Genomic DNA, 17,816 nt, shown 5'->3' with positions numbered 1-17,816 from the left:
GAAATGTAATCATACCATTACAATTTAATTAAATGATTACTCAAATAATTATTGAGCGATTGCTCAATATACTTTATAGTAATCTCTATTGACTCGCTTACTAAGCAAAAAAGTCGCTGATTTTGAGTAATCACTCAAGCCAATTACTAAATTGAAATCGGCAACTGCTTTAAAGCTGGCATGAAAACTCTAAAACAAACCAAATCTTACACCTATTATTAGGAATAATATTATGACCGACTTTACCCTTCACGATAAAGACAGCGCCCCACAAGAAAGCAAAGCACTACTTGACGTATCTATCAACGCTTTTGGTATGGTGCCAAACCTACATGCAGTCATGGCTGAAGCGCCAGGTTTGCTAGAAGGCTATCAACGTCTGCATGAATTGTTTTTAAACAGCAGCTTTGACGATGAAGAAACCACTGTCGTATGGCAAACCATCAACGTTGAACATGCTTGCCATTACTGTGTTCCTGCCCATACTGGTATTGCCAAAAGCATGAAAGTAGATGACGCTATCACTGATGCACTACGTGATGAGACACCACTACCAACAGCACGCCTAGAAGCCCTTCGCGATTTCACACTTTCTGTGGTTCGTGGTCGTGGTAACGTTGATGATAGCGCAGTGCAAGCGTTCTTGGATGCTGGCTACACCAAACGTCAGATTCTAGAAATTATCCTAGGGGCTGCTCAAAAAGTCATGAGTAACTACACAAACCATCTGGCCAATACCCCAATCGACAAACCATTCCAAAAATTCGAATGGCACAAAGCTGACTAATCTATTTAGCCGTTTACGATAGCTCAATTTACGGTAATATAGTTTATTTGATGTTTTCATACTGTTGTTCGAAACATCTTCGGGCAGCAGTTTTTTCGTTTTAACCTATCGCTAATGAGGGATCATATGCAGCATTCAGAAAAACCATTACAAATAGATATTGTGTCAGACGTTGTATGCCCTTGGTGTGCGATCGGTTATAGCCAATTGGATGAAGCATTAAAGCAAACCAATACGCCTTTTGAGATACACTGGCATCCTTTTGAGCTAAATCCTAACACGCCAGCTAAAGGACGCAACTATCGTGAGCACATCATGGAAAAGTACGGCAACACTGCTGAAGACGTTCAAGAGAACCGAGATAGAATGACAGCAGCAGGTGCAGAAGTCGGTTTCAACTTCCAATTTACCGATGACTTTCATACCTACAATACATTCAACACCCATCAGTTGCTACATTGGGCAGATCAACAAGGGCGCATGCATGACCTAAAACAAGCATTGTTCATCGCACATTTCGTTGATAATCATAATGTGGGTGACAGCACTGTGCTTGCCGATGTTGCCGCCAGTATTGGACTCGATCGTACTGAAGCGCTCGCTGTTATCGAAGATCAGCGCTTTGCTGAAGACATACGTCAGTCGGTACAACACTCCAAGCAGCAAGGCATTCAAAGCGTACCATCCGTTATCTTTAATGGTCGTCATTTGGTAAGCGGTGCCCAAGGGGTCGAAAATTATAAAAATATTCTAAAGCAATTGGCAGACATGCCCGACTAGCGTTGGCATTCAAAAAGCCAAAGCTAAAACCACCTATTAGCAATTGTCTCACGCTGCACCTATCACTTAAAAAGGTATCATAACTATGTCAAATTCTACTCATTACGAGCCGCCCAGCATTTGGACGTGGGATGCAGAAAGCGGCGGTAAATGGGCCAGTGTCAATCGCCCTATCGCTGGCCCAACGCATGAGGCAGCTTTGCCTCGTGGCAAACATCCTTTGCAGATCTATTCAATAGGGACACCTAATGGTCAAAAAGTGACCATCATGGCGGAAGAGTTGCTAGCGTTAGGCGTCACAGAAGCTGAATATGATGCGCACCTTATCCAAATTGGTGAGGGAGATCAGTTCTCATCAGGATTTGTGGATGTCAATCCAAACTCAAAAATACCTGCCTTGTTCGATACTGATACCGGTAGCCGTGTATTTGAGAGTGGCGCCATCTTGTTTTATTTGGCCGAAAAATTCGGAAAAATGCTGCCCAAAGATGCCGCCGCCCGTACCGAAGTAATGAATTGGCTGTTTTGGCTGCAAGGGTCTGCGCCTTATCTAGGTGGCGGTTTCGGACACTTTTACTTTTATGCGCCAGAAAAGTTTGAGTACCCTATCAATCGATTCACGATGGAAGTCAAACGCCAATTAGACGTATTGGATCGAGAGTTGGCAGAGAACCGCTATTTGGGCGGAGATGAGTATACGATTGCTGATATCGCCACTTGGCCTTGGTATGGCAATCTGATACTAGGTGAGGCATATAATGCAGCCGAATTCTTGCAAGTTGAAAGCTATAAAAACGTGCGCCGCTGGGCAACCGAGATTCTTGAACGTCCTGCTGTACAGCGCGGCCGCAAAGTAAATCGTACGTGGGGCGAACCATCCGAGCAGTTACATGAACGTCACGATGCGTCAGACTTTGAGTTAAAAACCCAAGACAAGATAGACACTCAAACAGATAAATAATATTTTATATCAAGCAATAGCCACCTAGTTTAAATAGATTTATTAGGTGGTTTTATAACCAATGTTAACGTTTTCCATGACTACTTTGGACTACTGTAAACATTCAATACTTTTACATTTATGACTGTTAAGGTATGGATGTAAAAATGATAAAAACGCCACTAAAAAGGATAATATTATGTCAAACGATTATGCACAAAAAATTCAAGCTGGCGCTACTTTCCCCGAAATGGAAGTGCAAGTGCTGAACGGAGAAATGACTCAGTTAGGTCAGCCTAAAAATGGTCATGATTGGAAACTGGTCGTGGTCTATCGCGGCAAACATTGCCCAATTTGCACCAAATATCTGAATACGTTAGAGACTGTCCTGCCTTCATTTTATGACAACGGTGTTGACGTGATTGCCGTCTCTGGTGACAGCAAAGAGCAACTAGAAGGCCATTTGAATGATTTAGACATCAGCTTCCCTATTGCTTATGGTCTCACTGTCGAGCAAATGAACACGCTAGGTCTATATGTCTCTGATCCACGTTCAGAAAAAGAGACAGATCATCCATTTGCAGAGCCTGCTGTCTTTGTTATCAATGGTGATGGTAAAATTCAAATCGTTGATATCTCAAATGCGCCTTTTGCAAGACCTGATCTTGAAGCATTGGCAAACGGCTTGGTTTTTGTTAGAAAGCCAGAAAACAACTACCCAATTCGCGGTATGCATCAATAAGTACTATTAGCTTGATAGCTAAATGGTCAGACATAGCACCTTGTTATCTTTGACTGTTTGGCTAATGCACAAATAAGTAAGTAAAAAACGATAAGGGCGTATTGAGGAGAATTCTCAGTACGCCCTTATTTTTGCCTGTTTTTTCGCTATTCTTTTCTTATCTAGGGCTTATCATTGGACAACCTATCTATTTTATTCTAGATGGACTATAAGATATCTATTATCTAAGATAATCTGTTGTGTATTATTTGTTGTCAACAGTCGTACACTGAGATTTATTTCTGCTAAAATCATACCGTGATATTCTCAACACCTCATCAGAAGTATGAGCAAAAAGGATTTAATATGCGATTGAAATCGATCGTTCAAAAACTACATGAACGTGCGCCTATGTTGGGCAAAGCTGCCTCGCTTACCACTGCCACCAGCGTTATCACCTTTAACAGCATGCTGGCTGGACTGCCTATCTGGGTGATGGGTACAACCAAAGCCATCACTGGTGCTGCCATTGCGGATAAAGCAGTCATCGATGTGACCAATTATTGGATCAATAGCAATAATGCGCTGATCGATAACGTATTGCCAAAAAAAGACTGGCGCATCAGTTTGCCTGATGACGTGCATATAAATGGTAAGTATTTACTGATGAGTAACCATCAGTCATGGGTCGATACCAGCATCGTGCAATATATCAGCGAAAAACGTTTGCCATTGACGCGGTTTTTTACCAAGTTTGAGCTCATCTATATTCCAGTCATTGGTCAAGCTTTTTACTTTCTTGATTTTCCAATGATGCGCAGACATTCTAAAGAAGCTGTTGCCAAAAATCCTGCATTAAAAGGCAAGGATATCGAAGAGGCAAAACGTGCCTGTGCATTGCTAAAAGACAAACCATTCACGCTATTGAATTATTTAGAGGGCACACGCTTCACTCCTTCTAAAAGTAAACAACAGAACTCACCTTATACCCACTTACTCAAGCCACGTGCGGGCGGATTGTCACTTGCTATCAGTGCATTGGGCGAAGAAATTGATGGTATTTTGGATATGACGATTGTCTATCCTGATGGCGTGCCTACTTATAGTGACCTGTGGAAAGGCAACATCAAACGTCTGGGCGTCGATGTGCGACATATCGAGATACCTCCAGCGCTATTTACGGCTATAAAAGAAGGTGGCTATGAAGCAGACGAGAGCATAAAAGCGCAGATGTTTGAATGGGTCGAACAGATATGGCAGCAAAAGGATCAACTTATCACGGACATGCTTGCCGAATTTGAAACCACAGATGAGACTAAGGATGCAGCCAAAAGCGCCTAGCAGATACTGATGGCCATCTACTTTATTGTTTGATAACCTTATAATATGCTGCTTGTCTGTCTCTCTGTGGGTTAAATAATGACAAGCCCTAGCTTAAACAAGGTGACGCCATACAATGATAAAGTTCCGTGAAAAATGGTTTTGGGCATTATGTCTGGCTGTATTGGTACATGTAGCTGTTTTTTTCATTTTTTATATGAACATGAATAAGACAGACTCGTTAGACGTTGCTAGCAGCAGTATAAATAAAGACGAACCTTTGGCTATTAACAGTCAAGACTCGTCTGTTACAGACAAAATCTACACCACAACGCTCGAAAGTACGACAGCATCTGACAGTACAGACTCTGACAGTGGTGATAGTGATGTTGATGCTGCTGATCGTACAGGTACTGACACATCCAGCCGTACCGAACTGACGAGCAGTAGCAAAGAAACGTCTGCTAACACGCCAAGCAGTATTGAAGATAACGCTCAAAAACTAGGGTCTACTGCTAAAAAAACTGCTCAAGAAAATGATGTCCCTACTCAAAAAAATGCACGTCAAAATAACAAGCTTCTAGAAAACCAATTGAACGAAAACACTCAATCGTTAGTGACAAATTCTACTGAAACCTTAGAGACGTTCAGAAATAATGCAGGACTGTTGGATATCGATGTTCCCACACGCCAAAGTAATGTCAAACTAGATAAAGACTATTTATCCGCAAAATCTGAAGTAGAGGAAATCAACAATCAATTAAGCTCAGCCATCAATGAAGTCAAAAAGCGCAATCAGCAAAAAATTGATAACAGGCAAGCATTACGAGATGAGACAATCATTCAAAGTGGTCAAAACTCGATAGAAAGTTCTGAATGAAATTCTCAGTTTCAAATATAGGACTATCATTCAGTTTATATACGATGCTAGCCTATATAACACAAAACCCCAGTCATTGACTGGGGTTTTGTTATGCTATCAGCCTTTGTAGAGTCAGCAATTAAGCACTTATCCTTGTACTATCGCTCACCCAGACCCTCTGATAAGGTCTTAGTAATCGGCTTAGTCAGGTAAGACAACACAGTCCGTTCCATCGCTTTGATATCCACTGATGCCGTCATACCAGGCTTGATGATGATTTCATCACCGCGACCTTTAAACTCAGCACCATTAATTACGATCAGCACGCGATAGTAAGGCTCTTCTCCTTTTGGCGTTTGCTCCATCAGTGTGTCTGGACTGATATAGTTGACCGTGCCCCTCATCGCCCCAAAAATAGAATAGTCGTAGGCATCAAGCTTGACCGTCGCATCTTGCCCTTCTCTAACATAAGCAATGTCAGCAGGGCTGACCTTGGCATCGATAACCAAATCACTACTGGTCGGTAAAATCTGCATAATGACCTCACCTGGCTTGACCACACCGCCGATAGTAGTGACATTGATATTCTTAATTTTCCCATCTGTGGGCGACATCAAACGCTTTTCTTCTAGCACTTGCGCGCGGTCTCGTAATTGTTCAAGCTCAGTATCTAGTTCCTCCTGAGCTTTGGTCATCTCAGCCTGTGCTTCTTCAAAGTACTTGTTGCGCTTGTTATTAATCTGCGCTTCGATATCAGCCACTTGGCGGCTCAGCTTGATGACATCAGCCTGACTGACATCGCCATACTTGAGTAATGGCTCATTCATGCTCAGCTCTTGTCGAGCGAGCACTAGCATTTTTTCAAGAGAAGACACCTCTTCATTGATGGCCTGACGGCGTCGATTGTAGAGCGCTCTTTGGTTTTGTACATATTCAGGATATTGCTGTACCCCTTTAGGAAACACCAATGGCTTTTCAAAAATTTCAGCATTTAATCTCGCCAATTTCGCGGTCAACGCCGCTGTTTTAGACGCTGAATTATCAACAGCAGCTTTGGCACGTTCTTCTTCTAAGACGACCAGTAGCTGCCCCGCTTTGACCTCTTGGCCTTCTGAGACCGCAAGCTTAGTCAATACGCCGCCCTCTGATGCTTGAATCTCTTGCGTGCGAGCGCTGGCAATGACGGTTGCTTGTGCGCGGGTGACTTGATCGATTTTGGCAAACGATGCCCAAACAATCAAAGCAATGATACCAATCAAAGCGATCCAGATACTCAATCTTGAACGATCAACTTTGGGCTTGGTGGGTGTGTACTTATACTCTGACATGCCTACTTCCCTTGATCGTCTGTTGGTTTTTTAGCACTGATGGGTTTTACACTGATGCTTTGCACTCTAGATCTAATAGGCGTTGAGTCATCAGCACCCTCTTTTGACGGTTGTTTGGTCTTATCAACGATTTTGTCTTTTTGCTGTATGGTCGTCTTATTTTTTAATTGATCATTTTTTCGGAGTTCATCGAGTACCGCCTGTTTTGGACCATCGATGATAATACGCTGATTGTCCATGATAATAAGACGGTCAACCAAATCTAGTAATGCGGTTTTGTGGGTAGACACGATGAATGTCTGTCCCTTCGTCAACTCCTGACGCAGCACTTGTAGGCAGCGCTGCTCTTGGCGATTATCCATAGAAGCGGTGGGCTCATCTAACAAGAATACATCAGGTTTGGTCAATAGTAATCGGGTGAATGCCACCAATTGCTTTTGTCCACCTGATAGACCTTTACCACCTTCACTGATTGGTAAATCAAGACCGCTTGAGTGGCTAGACACCAAGTTAATCAGCCCCGTTCTATTCAACGTATCTTGTAGGATATCATCGTCGGGTGCAGCCATACCAATCAATAGGTTCTCACGCAGGGTTCCTTGAAACAATCGATGGTCTTGCTGCAAATATCCCAAACGTTCGCTCAGCGTATCACGGCTGATTTGATGAATATCCAACCCATCCAATAACACTCGACCTTCTGTAGGCGCATACAGACCTGCCAGCACTTTGAGTAAGGTAGACTTGCCTGAGCCAATCGGCCCAAGTATCGCTATACGCTCCCCTGGTTTGATCACTAATTTTGGCACATTGATGGCTGGTCGATCATTGCCTTGGTAGTTGAATGTCATGCCATCACACTGATAGGCACCTTTAATATGTGTGGGCGACAATGGGTAGGCAACGCCTTGATTGTCTTGCTCTAAGGCAAATAAACTCTCGATATTTGATTTGGCCGCCTTAGCATGTGCATATTGTACCAACAGACCTGGTATGGCCATCACTGGTGCGAGCACCCTACCACCGAGTATCGAGCAGGCAATCAATCCACCCATGGTCATATCGCCTTGCATCACGACAAACGACCCGACGATCACAATACCGACATAACTGGTTTGCTGTAGCATCTGCGTAAAATACGTCAGATTGTCGTTGGCATGCTTCATGTCCAGATCATTTTTGATCGTGACATCCATCACATTGAGCCAGCGCGACAGAAACTTCCAACTACCCGCGCCTGCTTTTATGGTTTCAACCCCTTCCACAGCCTCGACGAGCAAGCCTGTTTTGTAATAAGAAGCCTTGGCACCTTCTGCTGCAATCGCATCAATACGTTTGCGTGCGATCAATCCCATCGTGATAGCGATGACCGCAGCAATCACCGGTACGACTGCAACTAAAGGAGAGCCGATAAAAGCGATCAAACTGATAAAAATAATGGTCATGGGCAAATCGACCAATCCGAACAATGTACTGGCCGTAAAAAAGCTGCGTACTTGCTCATAACCGCGGAGCTGCGCTGCCATTGAACCCACTGACCCTGGCATCTGATCGATACGGACTTTAAGTAGACGTTGAAACACTTCTCGAGACAGATACTGATCGAGCCCGACGACCACTTTATCCATGATGCGTGAGCGTGAGAATTTCATGAACGCTTCGAATATAATGACCAAGAACACGCCACTTGCCAAAATAATAAGTGTGTATTCGCTACGTGTCGGTATCACACGGTCATAAACCTGCATCGAGAATAGCGACACAGCCAGCGCGAGCATATTGATCAAAAATGTTGCAATAACTGCTTCGACAAGGATGCCTTTATAGTTGCCTAAATCAGACTTGAGCAAATCAGAGAATGAGGCTTTTCGCTGCTTAACATGGTCGTCTTGTAGACGAATACGTAATACCAATGACAGCTCATCGACACGCGTATGCACTTGCTTATCTGCTTGTCTAAAATTCCAGATTTTTTGCGGGGTTTGGCTGTCGATCACGCCCCAACCGATATCTGAGCGATAAGCCAATAAAGGCAGAAACGCGGCATCAGGCTGCTCTAATATTTCAGGCGTGTCTGTGATACCAATACCTTTGAGTACTGCAATGACACCGCCCAACTCATGAATGCTTTGTCCTTGTCTATCCGATAGCTCACTATGGCGCTTAACAACATCATGAAGCCGTATGTTATCGACAGGATAACCTTGCTGCCCAAGCAAATGTTTAATAGCATCTGTCAGCGTCTCGGTAAAATTCGGCTCACTTGACTGTGGCAATGCGTCATGATGACTCACAGATTGAGAGGATGTCGTTTGTAAAGGTGCACTCATATGAATCACTTATTTGATATTTGAGATAATTGCGTATCCAAGATACTGTAGACGATCTGATATGACGTTTTTATTTAGTTGTTTGCCATATCGCCTTGGTCGGTTATCGGTGTAATACTATAGTCATCATTTAACATGAGGTATTCGCCATTATTCAAACTTTGCTCTGCCGTCTCAGGTAAGTTAATCTCAACATACTCTTCTGCTGTGTTTTTACCATAACCAAAGTTTTCACTAGCCGCAGCCGCGCGCTTGTCTTGCTTCTGCAACCATTCTTTGACAGAGGCTGTCGGGCTAAATAAGGTTACAGGCTTACGATTATGAGAGAACTGTTGCCACGGCATCAGACCAAAATCTACTTGTAACCGATAAAAAGCACCGAGTATCTCCGCACGAGTCTGTACCAGTTGCACTTGATAATCATTATGCTCACGCACCGCATTGAGTACCTCAAGCCATGACTTACGTCCTGCAATGAACTGTCTGCGATAGGAATTTACCACAATCTGTGCCCCTGCAACCGCAGCCACCAGCGATGTCTCTCGATCCTTGGCGCTCACAAATTGCTGGTACTGTACTTGAATTTCCTCTATGACATTACGGCGAGCTGCTTCTTGAGATTGTATCAAGCTATTGACTTCTGCTTGTGAGGCACGGGCGAGCGCAAAATTAGAAAATCCTGCCCCTGGTGCATAGCTTAGCCCCAATGAAAACTGACCATCGTTTTCTTTATTTTCGTGATAGTAAGCATGTTCATACTGAGCATAGACGGTCGGGTATCGAGACGCTTGCTGCGATTCGACACCTTGTTTAGCAGATTCGATTTGAAAGTGCTCTTTTACGACAGTAGGGTTATAAAACCCCACCCGATCAAACGCCATTTTCTCAAAATCAACGGCCTGTCTCTTGGCCTCACTCACCAATACTTTGATGTTTGGCACACTTGTTGAGCTCAATTGGGACAATGGTTGACCGATGATTTGCTCAAGCCTAGCAGCGGCAATTCGTTGCTGCTCGACTGCCGCCTGATAAGACGTTTGCTCTTGTAAGATGCGATTGGTCACCAGATCCAACTCGATACGAGCCGATACGCCTTGACCCACGCGGCGCTGCATCATGGCCTCAAAATCATCAAGCTCTTTTAAATTATCGATATGCACTTGTTGCTTGTTGACGGCTTGAATATAGCTTTGCCAAGCCTCAATCGTCGTTTTGGCCACGAGGTTTTGTTGCTCATAAACATACTCTACCGCAGCTTTGTCATCAAATATGGCTTGATTGACATCTGCGGTGAGCTTCCCCCCTGTCCATAATGGCTGACGAATGGTTACCTCTGAGACAAAGTCATTGTCTCTATCGTAACCTGAGCTCACGCTTGGCGTCGGTAAAAGATTCAATTTGGCGGCATTGATTCCTTCGGTGGTCGCTTGTTGGCTCGCTCTGGCCGATCCGACTAAAGGGTGCATTTGAACCGCTTGAGCAACCAGACTGTTGATCTGCAAATCTTGTACTGCCGCTTGCGCTGTCATCGTAAAGCACATACCAGCCACCATAATCGCGATATGATGACGCACTGATAGGCTACAAAATAGCTGCTTTTTATTTAACAATTTTTTCATATGAAGTTTCAGTGGTTGGCCTTGTGAAGGTGCTTTTAACGAGATGTTTAGTGTTTATGCAACAAACCTTACTAAATTTGACTTGATAAGGCAACGAGAGAATCAATCAAACGATGTTCGCTATATTATTCATCATAAAATAAACGTGATGGATTTTTGATATAAATATACTAAAACCTTCTTTCACTTAATAATTTTGCGAAAAAAGATAAAGCCATACTCAATAAATGATAGAAAAAATATTGACTCTGATACTGTTAGAATTATCGTAATAATGAAATCATACGCCATATCAAGGGTATCAATATCCAAGGCGCTAACATAAAAGGTACCAGCGATAGCATCTGACAAAATCTTCTCTGATATCAGCCTTGTAATAATGGAGATAACCCCACAAAATCACTACCGGTGCGCGAGCCTTTGATCAAAATAACGTCATTCGGTTGCCATAGACTTTTTATATAATTAGCCAAATCAGCAACGTTGTCAAAATGTTCGCCTAGCATGTCTTTAGGTAGTACCTCGCGTAGATACTTCATTTCTTCACCATGAGTGATAACAAGGTCAGGTTTACTCTCTAGTATAGGCACTGACAAGCTTTGGTGCATCTCTTTGGTTTTTTCACCCAAATCAACCAAGCGTCCCAATACAAAGATAAAGCGCTTACTAGCATCTTTTTGTGCACCAAACAATGACAGCGCGTTGACCATAGACTCGTACAGGGCATTCCAATTGTCATCGAGAATACTCACCTTACCGCCAGTTACTGCAACCTCGTGTGTTAACAGCCTTCCTTCGATAGATTGGTATTGACCAATATTCTGACAAGCCTTGTCCAAGTCTTCACCTAGCGCATACATCACTGCAAACGCTGCGATGGCACTTTTTGCCATACCTGCTGTTGGCATTGGTATAGAAAATGAATAGCTTCCGCGATTGGTATCAAGTGCCACCTGACTGCCAAAATAGGTGCTTTCTATGTTTTGTATACGTATGTCACTATCTACATGGTCGCCATATATAAGGACGCTTTTAGCGTGCTTACGGGCATAGCCTAGCACCTGATCAAAGTGCGGTAAATGAGCCCCAACGACTGCAATAGCATCACCCACCAGACCATCAAACACCATACATTTAAAACGTACTGCCCGCTCTAATGTTTTGACCATCTCAATTTGTGAGATGCCAATTTCTGTTATGAGTGCCACGTTAGGACGCAAGAAACGCGTGACGGGTCCTCGGTTCATCCATAGGGCGCTTTGAGCCACCTCTATGATAGCTGCATCATGATTTGGTGATAAGCTTGCGAGCATGCCAAGCACACCCACACGAGAGTTATAGTTCGCTAATGAGGTCAACACATGCTGGTCGTCACCCATCATGGTTCGTATCATATGGCAAGTACTAGACTTACCCACTGTACCTGTGACTGCTACAATCGGTTTGGCAAATCGAGTACGAGCAGCAATGCCTATTTCCATCCAAGCTTTTATTGGGTCATCTATCTGTAATATAGGAAAATCAGGATGCAAATTTTTTACAGGATGATCAACAATAGCACCTGCCAAACTGTCTTGAAGCTTTAACAGAAAATCATGTCTATCAAATGGTTTTGGTTTTTTTATGCTGTTTTCATGAGCGGCTCGGTTGTCATTATTGTTAGCAACAAACATGACTTTACCGGAGGCCAGACCTACATGACTCCAACCAGCGACGATAGAATCCACATACCAATCAGCAGGCGGTGCAACCAGCCATTTTCCATGCGTAATTAACGCCAGTTGTTCTGCATTCCACGTACCGTTGGTATGATTGTCATAGACTTTATCAGTAAAAGCTTGACGGTAATGCATGTGCTTGGCCAGCTGATCAGAATACTTGACCTTATCAGCCGACAATACAAAATGAAATGGCAATGCCACAAAGGCATGCTGCTTTTTATTGTCTACAATACCCACTTCTAACTGTAGAACACCATCCTCCCATGCGGCCATAAAAGGTGGACGTAATCCATAAAAGTCACGATATACCTTATCAGTACGCCAGTGTGAGGTTGGGATGAGCCAATCACAAGGATCGTGATCAGACCCAACACCCCACGGACGCATTTTTTCAGTGGCAAAGGTAGGTTTTGCCCTAAAATGTATTCGAATATCCTCTGATAATACTTCACTGGTTCGCCAAAAACTCTCTATCCATAACATACGGCGGCGGTTAAAAAATCTTGGACTGGCCCTTACACCTACCAATTGCAACGCACCAAAATGAATCGGCTCAATGCGAGCATCTGCCGGTACGTCATCAAAGACTAAAGCGCTACGCTCTTGTGCTGACCACTGAGCATAATTGATACGCGGCTTTTTCAAAGGAGGGATGTTCGCTTTTGGGTTGATAGACGCGGTGCTTCTTTCTTTTTTTAAGCTTGGCTCAATCACCAGCGACAAGCTACCATCTTCATGCAATGACGACTGACTACCCATTGCCGCACACATAGAAGCAAAGTCACGACTGATAGCCACAGCTTGTTCACCCGTTGCAGGTTGCGTTTGACCGTATCCCACGTGTATCGGATAAAACCTGATACGCTCAATACCGCTTAGGCCAATCTCTAGCTGAAAAACACCGCCAGCTTTAGGTGTAGAAACCATAGCATCAAACAGTAGGTCGCCCGCATCATGTATAATCGGCTTAGACTTATAAACCTCTATTCCTTGTAACTGATGAGCGGATGCACCTAATACAGCATCGGCGCCTGCATCTATTAATCGATGCCCAATTTCTATTTCATCTAAATCAGGTCGTTCCACTCGATTGGCACCCCAATGGATCGCAACCAAAACCAAGTCTGATTGCTCTTTGGCTAATTTAAACAAAGGCGTGTAAGTGTCTGCCCATAGCGAATGATCTTTAGGATCAATATACGCTGCACCCGCAGTCTCTTCAGTCGCCGCAAAATACGCAATGGTGGCATCTACCGAAAAGAGGGCCACACGAATGCCGTTGGGTAACTGATGGTACAAAGGGGCGAAAGCGGTTTCTTTATTTTTGCCAGTACCAATAGAGTCAATGCCTGCTGCTGCTAATATCTCTTGCTGCTGTAACAGTGCTACTGCCCGGTAGTCACCGCTATGATTGTTTGCGCAAGTCACTGCATTTATGCCAGCAGTACGCAGTATCTCGACCATTTCGGGACGCGCACGATAATAGTAATGACCACCCCTGCCTTTCGCTCTGCCTTGATTACCCAGTACCGAAATCACGCACTCTAAGTTCACAATGGTAAAATCTGACTCTTTTAAGGCGGCTATATCCAATACACTGTCTATACCATAACGCTTGGTTAAAAAATGCTGTCGTCGCCCTAAATTTACATCACCACCCCATGCTATCGTAGATTTATTTGACTCTTTTGCGATTACTGGGACAAGTGGTTGCTCAGTGACACGATTTATGGTCGAGAGAATATTGGGATAAGTATTATTATCAAGCAGCTGTTGATATGCCACTAGCCCTGATAAATAATGCTCTACATCATCAATTCGTACTCTGAACGAGTGATGACGGATAAAAAACCCATGCAAAATGGTTTGTGGCGCTTTAAAAAACATCGCCATCTCTGGAAAGAAAAAACCATTCATCAAATGATTGGCACGCGCATGTAGCGCTTTATAAAACTCTTCAACATCAAAACCTGCTAATACATCTTGAAATTCAGGATGCTCATCTAGTTTCAAAAGCATTTTGTGAAACGCCATAGACAGCTCAAGCAAGGTCGGAAAAGTAGTGATACGGTTTTTGATAAAATCGGTATAGCCTTTAATATTATCTACTGCAAACTGAAAATACTTTTTTTCAGGCTTATAAATGATCAACTCGTTTGAACAGTAAGACAACCAATGGTCATGTGCTTGACGATGCTTGGCAGCAATGAAATAATCAAAAGCGCGAGTGACGCAATTAACCCAGCGTTCATCTTTAGTCAGTCCATATAGACGCATTAATGCAAATGCCGCCTCCCCATCATAATAGATGATGCGGTTTTTGGCTTTGAGTGATAAATCCTTACTGTGCAATACATGGACGAAGCTACCGTCCTCTTGTTGCATCGCGATAATACCTAACGCTAACTTGGTTGCTAGCTCATGATATTTACCTGCGAAAGGCGTATCCTCAAATACTTGTAAATACTTCACCAGTGCCAGTATCGCAACCGCATTGGCACCTAGCTTAATCTCTCCGCCTGTATCTATCACATATGCTTTGTCATCATAAATTTGAATAAGCTCATCAATCAAATAGCCCATCGCATTATCAATATTGTTCCGCATATCAGTCAAAGCAGTTGTCGTATCATCGTTACGGGCGGTATAAAAACCACGACAGGCTTCATAGCCTTCTATCAATGCATAAGTACTACTGGCATGGCGCAGGCTATTGTACGTATCAATGGTACGGTCAAAACAAGGGAAATAGCCATATACATATTTGCCTGATGGCGTGACCTGCTTTGCGAGGTAATGCGTGGCCTGCTCAATAATGGGTTGGGTCCTGCTTGCCGACAAGGGTCGTAATTTACGATGGCCCTTATGACGAGATTTGGTTTCGAGAGTGTGGTACTCACCTGTCTCTATATTTATAAACACACCAGCGGTATTAAAGCTAACAACAGGTAGATCATCGTGAAAGTTGGGGATTTGGCTGCTGCCATGACGCGCCTTCAGATACACGTTCAAGTTGTTAGCATTGACCCCTGCATGAGAAACAGCATTACCCATATAAAGGCAAGCATTGGCATTCAACTCCATCTCAGTTAGTAATAACCACAGCTCACGTACACCTGTAAATGCAATGCCTGAGCGATAATAATTACGCTTAAAGCCCTTTAGACTTTGCTGAAAATCCGACCAAGTGATTAGTGATGCTTGATTAAGCCATTCAAGCCTTAACCAAGAAATAGGAGCATCAAACTTCTCTGATAACTTATCAATCTTTGCCGTTATTATAGGTAATATCTTTTCAAAATTAGAGAAGTTACTAATGCTGTCGGCTTCCTCTAATTTCATTAATTCATCAATAGCAAAGGTTACTACTTTGGCTTTTTTATGGCCATCAGAGACTGACAAAATGAAAGTGCAAGGCAGCGTATCTACGGCAGTATCTTTGAAATCTCCAGCACTATCTTCATTATTTACTTGGGTAATATGTGTTTGTACCCAATATTCATAAATAGCTGATAAATTATTTCTTAGGTGAGTAATCAAGTCATCCTTACTGATATTTTCGCCCATTTTTTATCATCCTTTATTATTTGCTATTTTTTAAAATTATTGGTTGCAGAGTTAAGCGAATTGTATCTGTCCACTATCTTAGGCAGCTATGGAGCTCATTTACTATATTTCAAAAAATTGGTTATATCGTGTAAAAAACGCCTCCATTTCGGAAGCGTTTTAAAATTGAAATTAGACTAGTTGGCATTAGATAATATTGGTGATATCAGTATCAATATAGATCTGTGTAGAGATATCACTACCTGCTTGCCACACATTATAAGTCTCACCTTCTGAGGCAGTCTGTCCCACATTAGACCAACTATCGCCTTCTAGATCGACCGTATCATCACTATCACCTTTGACATAGATAGGACTAGATACCCCTGAATTGGCAATATCTGCTGTTTGAACTAACAGTGTATTGGCGCCAGTACCGCTAATATCGAGCACTTCCGTTTGGAAGATATCAGATAGACTTAGCGTTTGGCCTGATCCAGTTAGATTGATAGTATCTACTCCATCACCACCTATAATACTGACGTTTAGAGCCGAGTCGAGATTGATCGTGTTTGCACTATCATCTAACCCATCTAATTCAACTAGAGATGATTGAACAATATTATTTGTAATATTAACAACATCATCACCACCTTCCATATCAACTGTGAAGCCGAGATCAATCACTAAATCTGCCGTAACACTATTGGTACCATCGGAAATAGTATATGTAAATGTATCTGACTGACCTGACGATTCATAATCACCATTAGCTGTATAGGTATAATCACCATTTTCATTAATAATGAGCACACCATATTCACCATCGATAAAGAGTGCGTCAACACCGTTTAGTTCAGTAGCAGTTGGTACCGAGTTTGAGTTATTACTGCTGGCTATCATATCAAGTGTGGTAATTGGATTAACAGTATCTTCGCCTGACTCATTAGTTGCTGAAGGATCAGGGTCAATAACATTGCCTGTCACTACAGTATCGTTAGCGAAACTATACTCAGTCAATGTGGCTGTGACATCGGTCGTTTTGAGTAGTGTCAGGGTATTACTAAGCAAAGGAGCAACTAAATCATCAAGTACTGCGTCAATTTGTGCCTCTGACAGGAAACCTCCCAGAGTAGTTATTAGACCATCAATCCCTAACCCTCCAGGTGCAGCTAGCAATGGGGTAAGGATAGGTCTAAGAACTGAAAAAGTTAGCCCTCCTAAAGGCCCTAATGCATCTTCAACTGCATTTAAAACAGCTGCTTGATTGTCAGGCCCTAATAGAACACCTTCTTGTCCTAATTCTGCCAACGTAAGATCATTGACTAGCTCTGTTAATAGGCTTTCATCTTTACGGACTACTATTTTATAGTCACCTGGCTCTAAACCAGATATGGTTGCTGTCAAGCTGCCAGCATTATTTGTCAAACCTAAAACCTCTAAGCCAAGAACATTACCTAAGAGTGGATTATTCTCGTTAGCAGCGATGTAAAGAAGCTGATTATTGTTATCGTAGATCTCTAGACTAATCGCATCAGCTACTTGCAATAAAGCGGTCTGTTTAACTTCAATATTCACAGTACCGTTGGTGCTTTCACCCACTTTAAAGCCAAGATTGCTGTCCGTACCATCACTTCCACCAAGTGCTCCAAGTAATGTAAAGTTCTCTTGATCTATTGGTACAGTAGTCTCTACTCGCAATTCCAACTCAAGATTATCAGTATCATCTCGAGCAATGATAGGTGCAATGGTGTCCACCACGATATCGACCGTGCTGCTGGCGCTTGGTAAGTTGCCAGCGGCATCCGTGGCAGTGGCTGTTAAGGTTTCATCCCCTTCACCCATGGCGGTAACGTCATCGG

Annotated in this window: 11 protein-coding genes; 6 read left to right on the top strand and 5 right to left on the bottom strand. The window is 43.0% G+C overall.

Annotated elements, in window-relative coordinates; all coding sequences use genetic code 11:
- Positions 1 to 232: 232 nt before the first annotated feature.
- The 6 genes from I6E86_RS12355 to I6E86_RS12330 all read left to right on the top strand — a co-directional run bounded on the left by I6E86_RS12355 (position 233) and on the right by I6E86_RS12330 (position 5,428).
- Positions 233 to 787, top strand: coding sequence for a carboxymuconolactone decarboxylase family protein (locus I6E86_RS12355; RefSeq protein WP_197177712.1), 555 nt, complete (start codon positions 233 to 235; stop codon positions 785 to 787).
- 126 nt (positions 788 to 913) lie between these two features.
- Complete coding sequence (locus I6E86_RS12350) at positions 914 to 1,567, top strand: DsbA family protein (RefSeq protein ID WP_197177711.1); 654 nt, start codon at positions 914 to 916, stop codon at positions 1,565 to 1,567.
- 85 nt (positions 1,568 to 1,652) lie between these two features.
- A complete protein-coding gene (gene yghU, locus I6E86_RS12345) occupies positions 1,653 to 2,528 on the top strand; it encodes a glutathione-dependent disulfide-bond oxidoreductase (RefSeq protein ID WP_197177710.1) in 876 nt (291 codons plus the stop codon).
- A gap of 178 nt (positions 2,529 to 2,706) precedes the next feature.
- Complete coding sequence (locus tag I6E86_RS12340; RefSeq protein ID WP_194364191.1) at positions 2,707 to 3,249, top strand: peroxiredoxin-like family protein; 543 nt, start codon at positions 2,707 to 2,709, stop codon at positions 3,247 to 3,249.
- A gap of 345 nt (positions 3,250 to 3,594) precedes the next feature.
- Complete coding sequence (locus I6E86_RS12335; RefSeq protein ID WP_197177709.1) at positions 3,595 to 4,569, top strand: acyltransferase; 975 nt, start codon at positions 3,595 to 3,597, stop codon at positions 4,567 to 4,569.
- A 115-nt stretch (positions 4,570 to 4,684) separates the two neighbouring features.
- The gene (locus I6E86_RS12330) at positions 4,685 to 5,428 is read left to right on the top strand and encodes a hypothetical protein (protein ID WP_197177708.1); all 744 of its coding nucleotides are present in this window, start codon (positions 4,685 to 4,687) and stop codon (positions 5,426 to 5,428) included.
- A 140-nt stretch (positions 5,429 to 5,568) separates the two neighbouring features.
- Here the strand turns inward: I6E86_RS12330 and I6E86_RS12325 are convergent, their stop codons facing one another.
- From I6E86_RS12325 to I6E86_RS12305, 5 genes are all read right to left on the bottom strand, one after another.
- Positions 5,569 to 6,738, bottom strand: a complete 1,170-nt coding sequence (locus tag I6E86_RS12325; RefSeq protein WP_197177707.1) for an HlyD family efflux transporter periplasmic adaptor subunit — start codon at positions 6,736 to 6,738, stop codon at positions 5,569 to 5,571.
- Between the two features lie 2 nt (positions 6,739 to 6,740).
- Positions 6,741 to 9,068: a type I secretion system permease/ATPase gene (locus tag I6E86_RS12320; RefSeq protein WP_197177706.1), complete on the bottom strand. Its 2,328-nt coding sequence runs from the start codon at positions 9,066 to 9,068 to the stop codon at positions 6,741 to 6,743.
- Positions 9,069 to 9,142: 74 nt separating this feature from the next.
- Positions 9,143 to 10,687 carry a TolC family protein gene (locus I6E86_RS12315; RefSeq protein ID WP_197177705.1) on the bottom strand — a complete coding sequence of 515 codons (1,545 nt, stop codon included), beginning with the start codon at positions 10,685 to 10,687 and terminating at the stop codon, positions 9,143 to 9,145.
- 365 nt (positions 10,688 to 11,052) lie between these two features.
- Entirely contained in the window at positions 11,053 to 15,975 is a 4,923-nt protein-coding gene (locus tag I6E86_RS12310; protein WP_197177704.1) for a CapA family protein, read from the bottom strand.
- A 186-nt stretch (positions 15,976 to 16,161) separates the two neighbouring features.
- The coding region (locus I6E86_RS12305; RefSeq protein ID WP_197177703.1) for a VCBS domain-containing protein at positions 16,162 to 17,816 on the bottom strand (1,655 nt) is incomplete at its 5' end.

Origin of the sequence: Psychrobacter sp. SWN149 (assembly GCF_015864565.1) — a bacterium.
Taxonomy (GTDB): Bacteria; Pseudomonadota; Gammaproteobacteria; order Pseudomonadales; family Moraxellaceae; genus Psychrobacter.
The sequence above is the reverse complement of the archived record's forward strand: the minus strand, read 5'-3'. Positions and strand labels throughout refer to the sequence as shown.

Bases quoted from the DNA above. Each gene is read 5' to 3' on its own strand.
- I6E86_RS12355 (WP_197177712.1), top strand. From the start codon at position 233: ATGACCGACTTTACCCTTCACGATAAAGACAGCGCCCCACAAGAAAGC.
- I6E86_RS12350 (WP_197177711.1), top strand. From the start codon at position 914: ATGCAGCATTCAGAAAAACCATTACAAATAGATATTGTGTCAGACGTT.
- yghU (WP_197177710.1), top strand. From the start codon at position 1,653: ATGTCAAATTCTACTCATTACGAGCCGCCCAGCATTTGGACGTGGGAT.
- I6E86_RS12340 (WP_194364191.1), top strand. From the start codon at position 2,707: ATGTCAAACGATTATGCACAAAAAATTCAAGCTGGCGCTACTTTCCCC.
- I6E86_RS12335 (WP_197177709.1), top strand. From the start codon at position 3,595: ATGCGATTGAAATCGATCGTTCAAAAACTACATGAACGTGCGCCTATG.
- I6E86_RS12330 (WP_197177708.1), top strand. From the start codon at position 4,685: ATGATAAAGTTCCGTGAAAAATGGTTTTGGGCATTATGTCTGGCTGTA.
- I6E86_RS12325 (WP_197177707.1), bottom strand. From the start codon at position 6,738: ATGTCAGAGTATAAGTACACACCCACCAAGCCCAAAGTTGATCGTTCA.
- I6E86_RS12320 (WP_197177706.1), bottom strand. From the start codon at position 9,068: ATGAGTGCACCTTTACAAACGACATCCTCTCAATCTGTGAGTCATCAT.
- I6E86_RS12315 (WP_197177705.1), bottom strand. From the start codon at position 10,687: ATGAAAAAATTGTTAAATAAAAAGCAGCTATTTTGTAGCCTATCAGTG.
- I6E86_RS12310 (WP_197177704.1), bottom strand. From the start codon at position 15,975: ATGGGCGAAAATATCAGTAAGGATGACTTGATTACTCACCTAAGAAAT.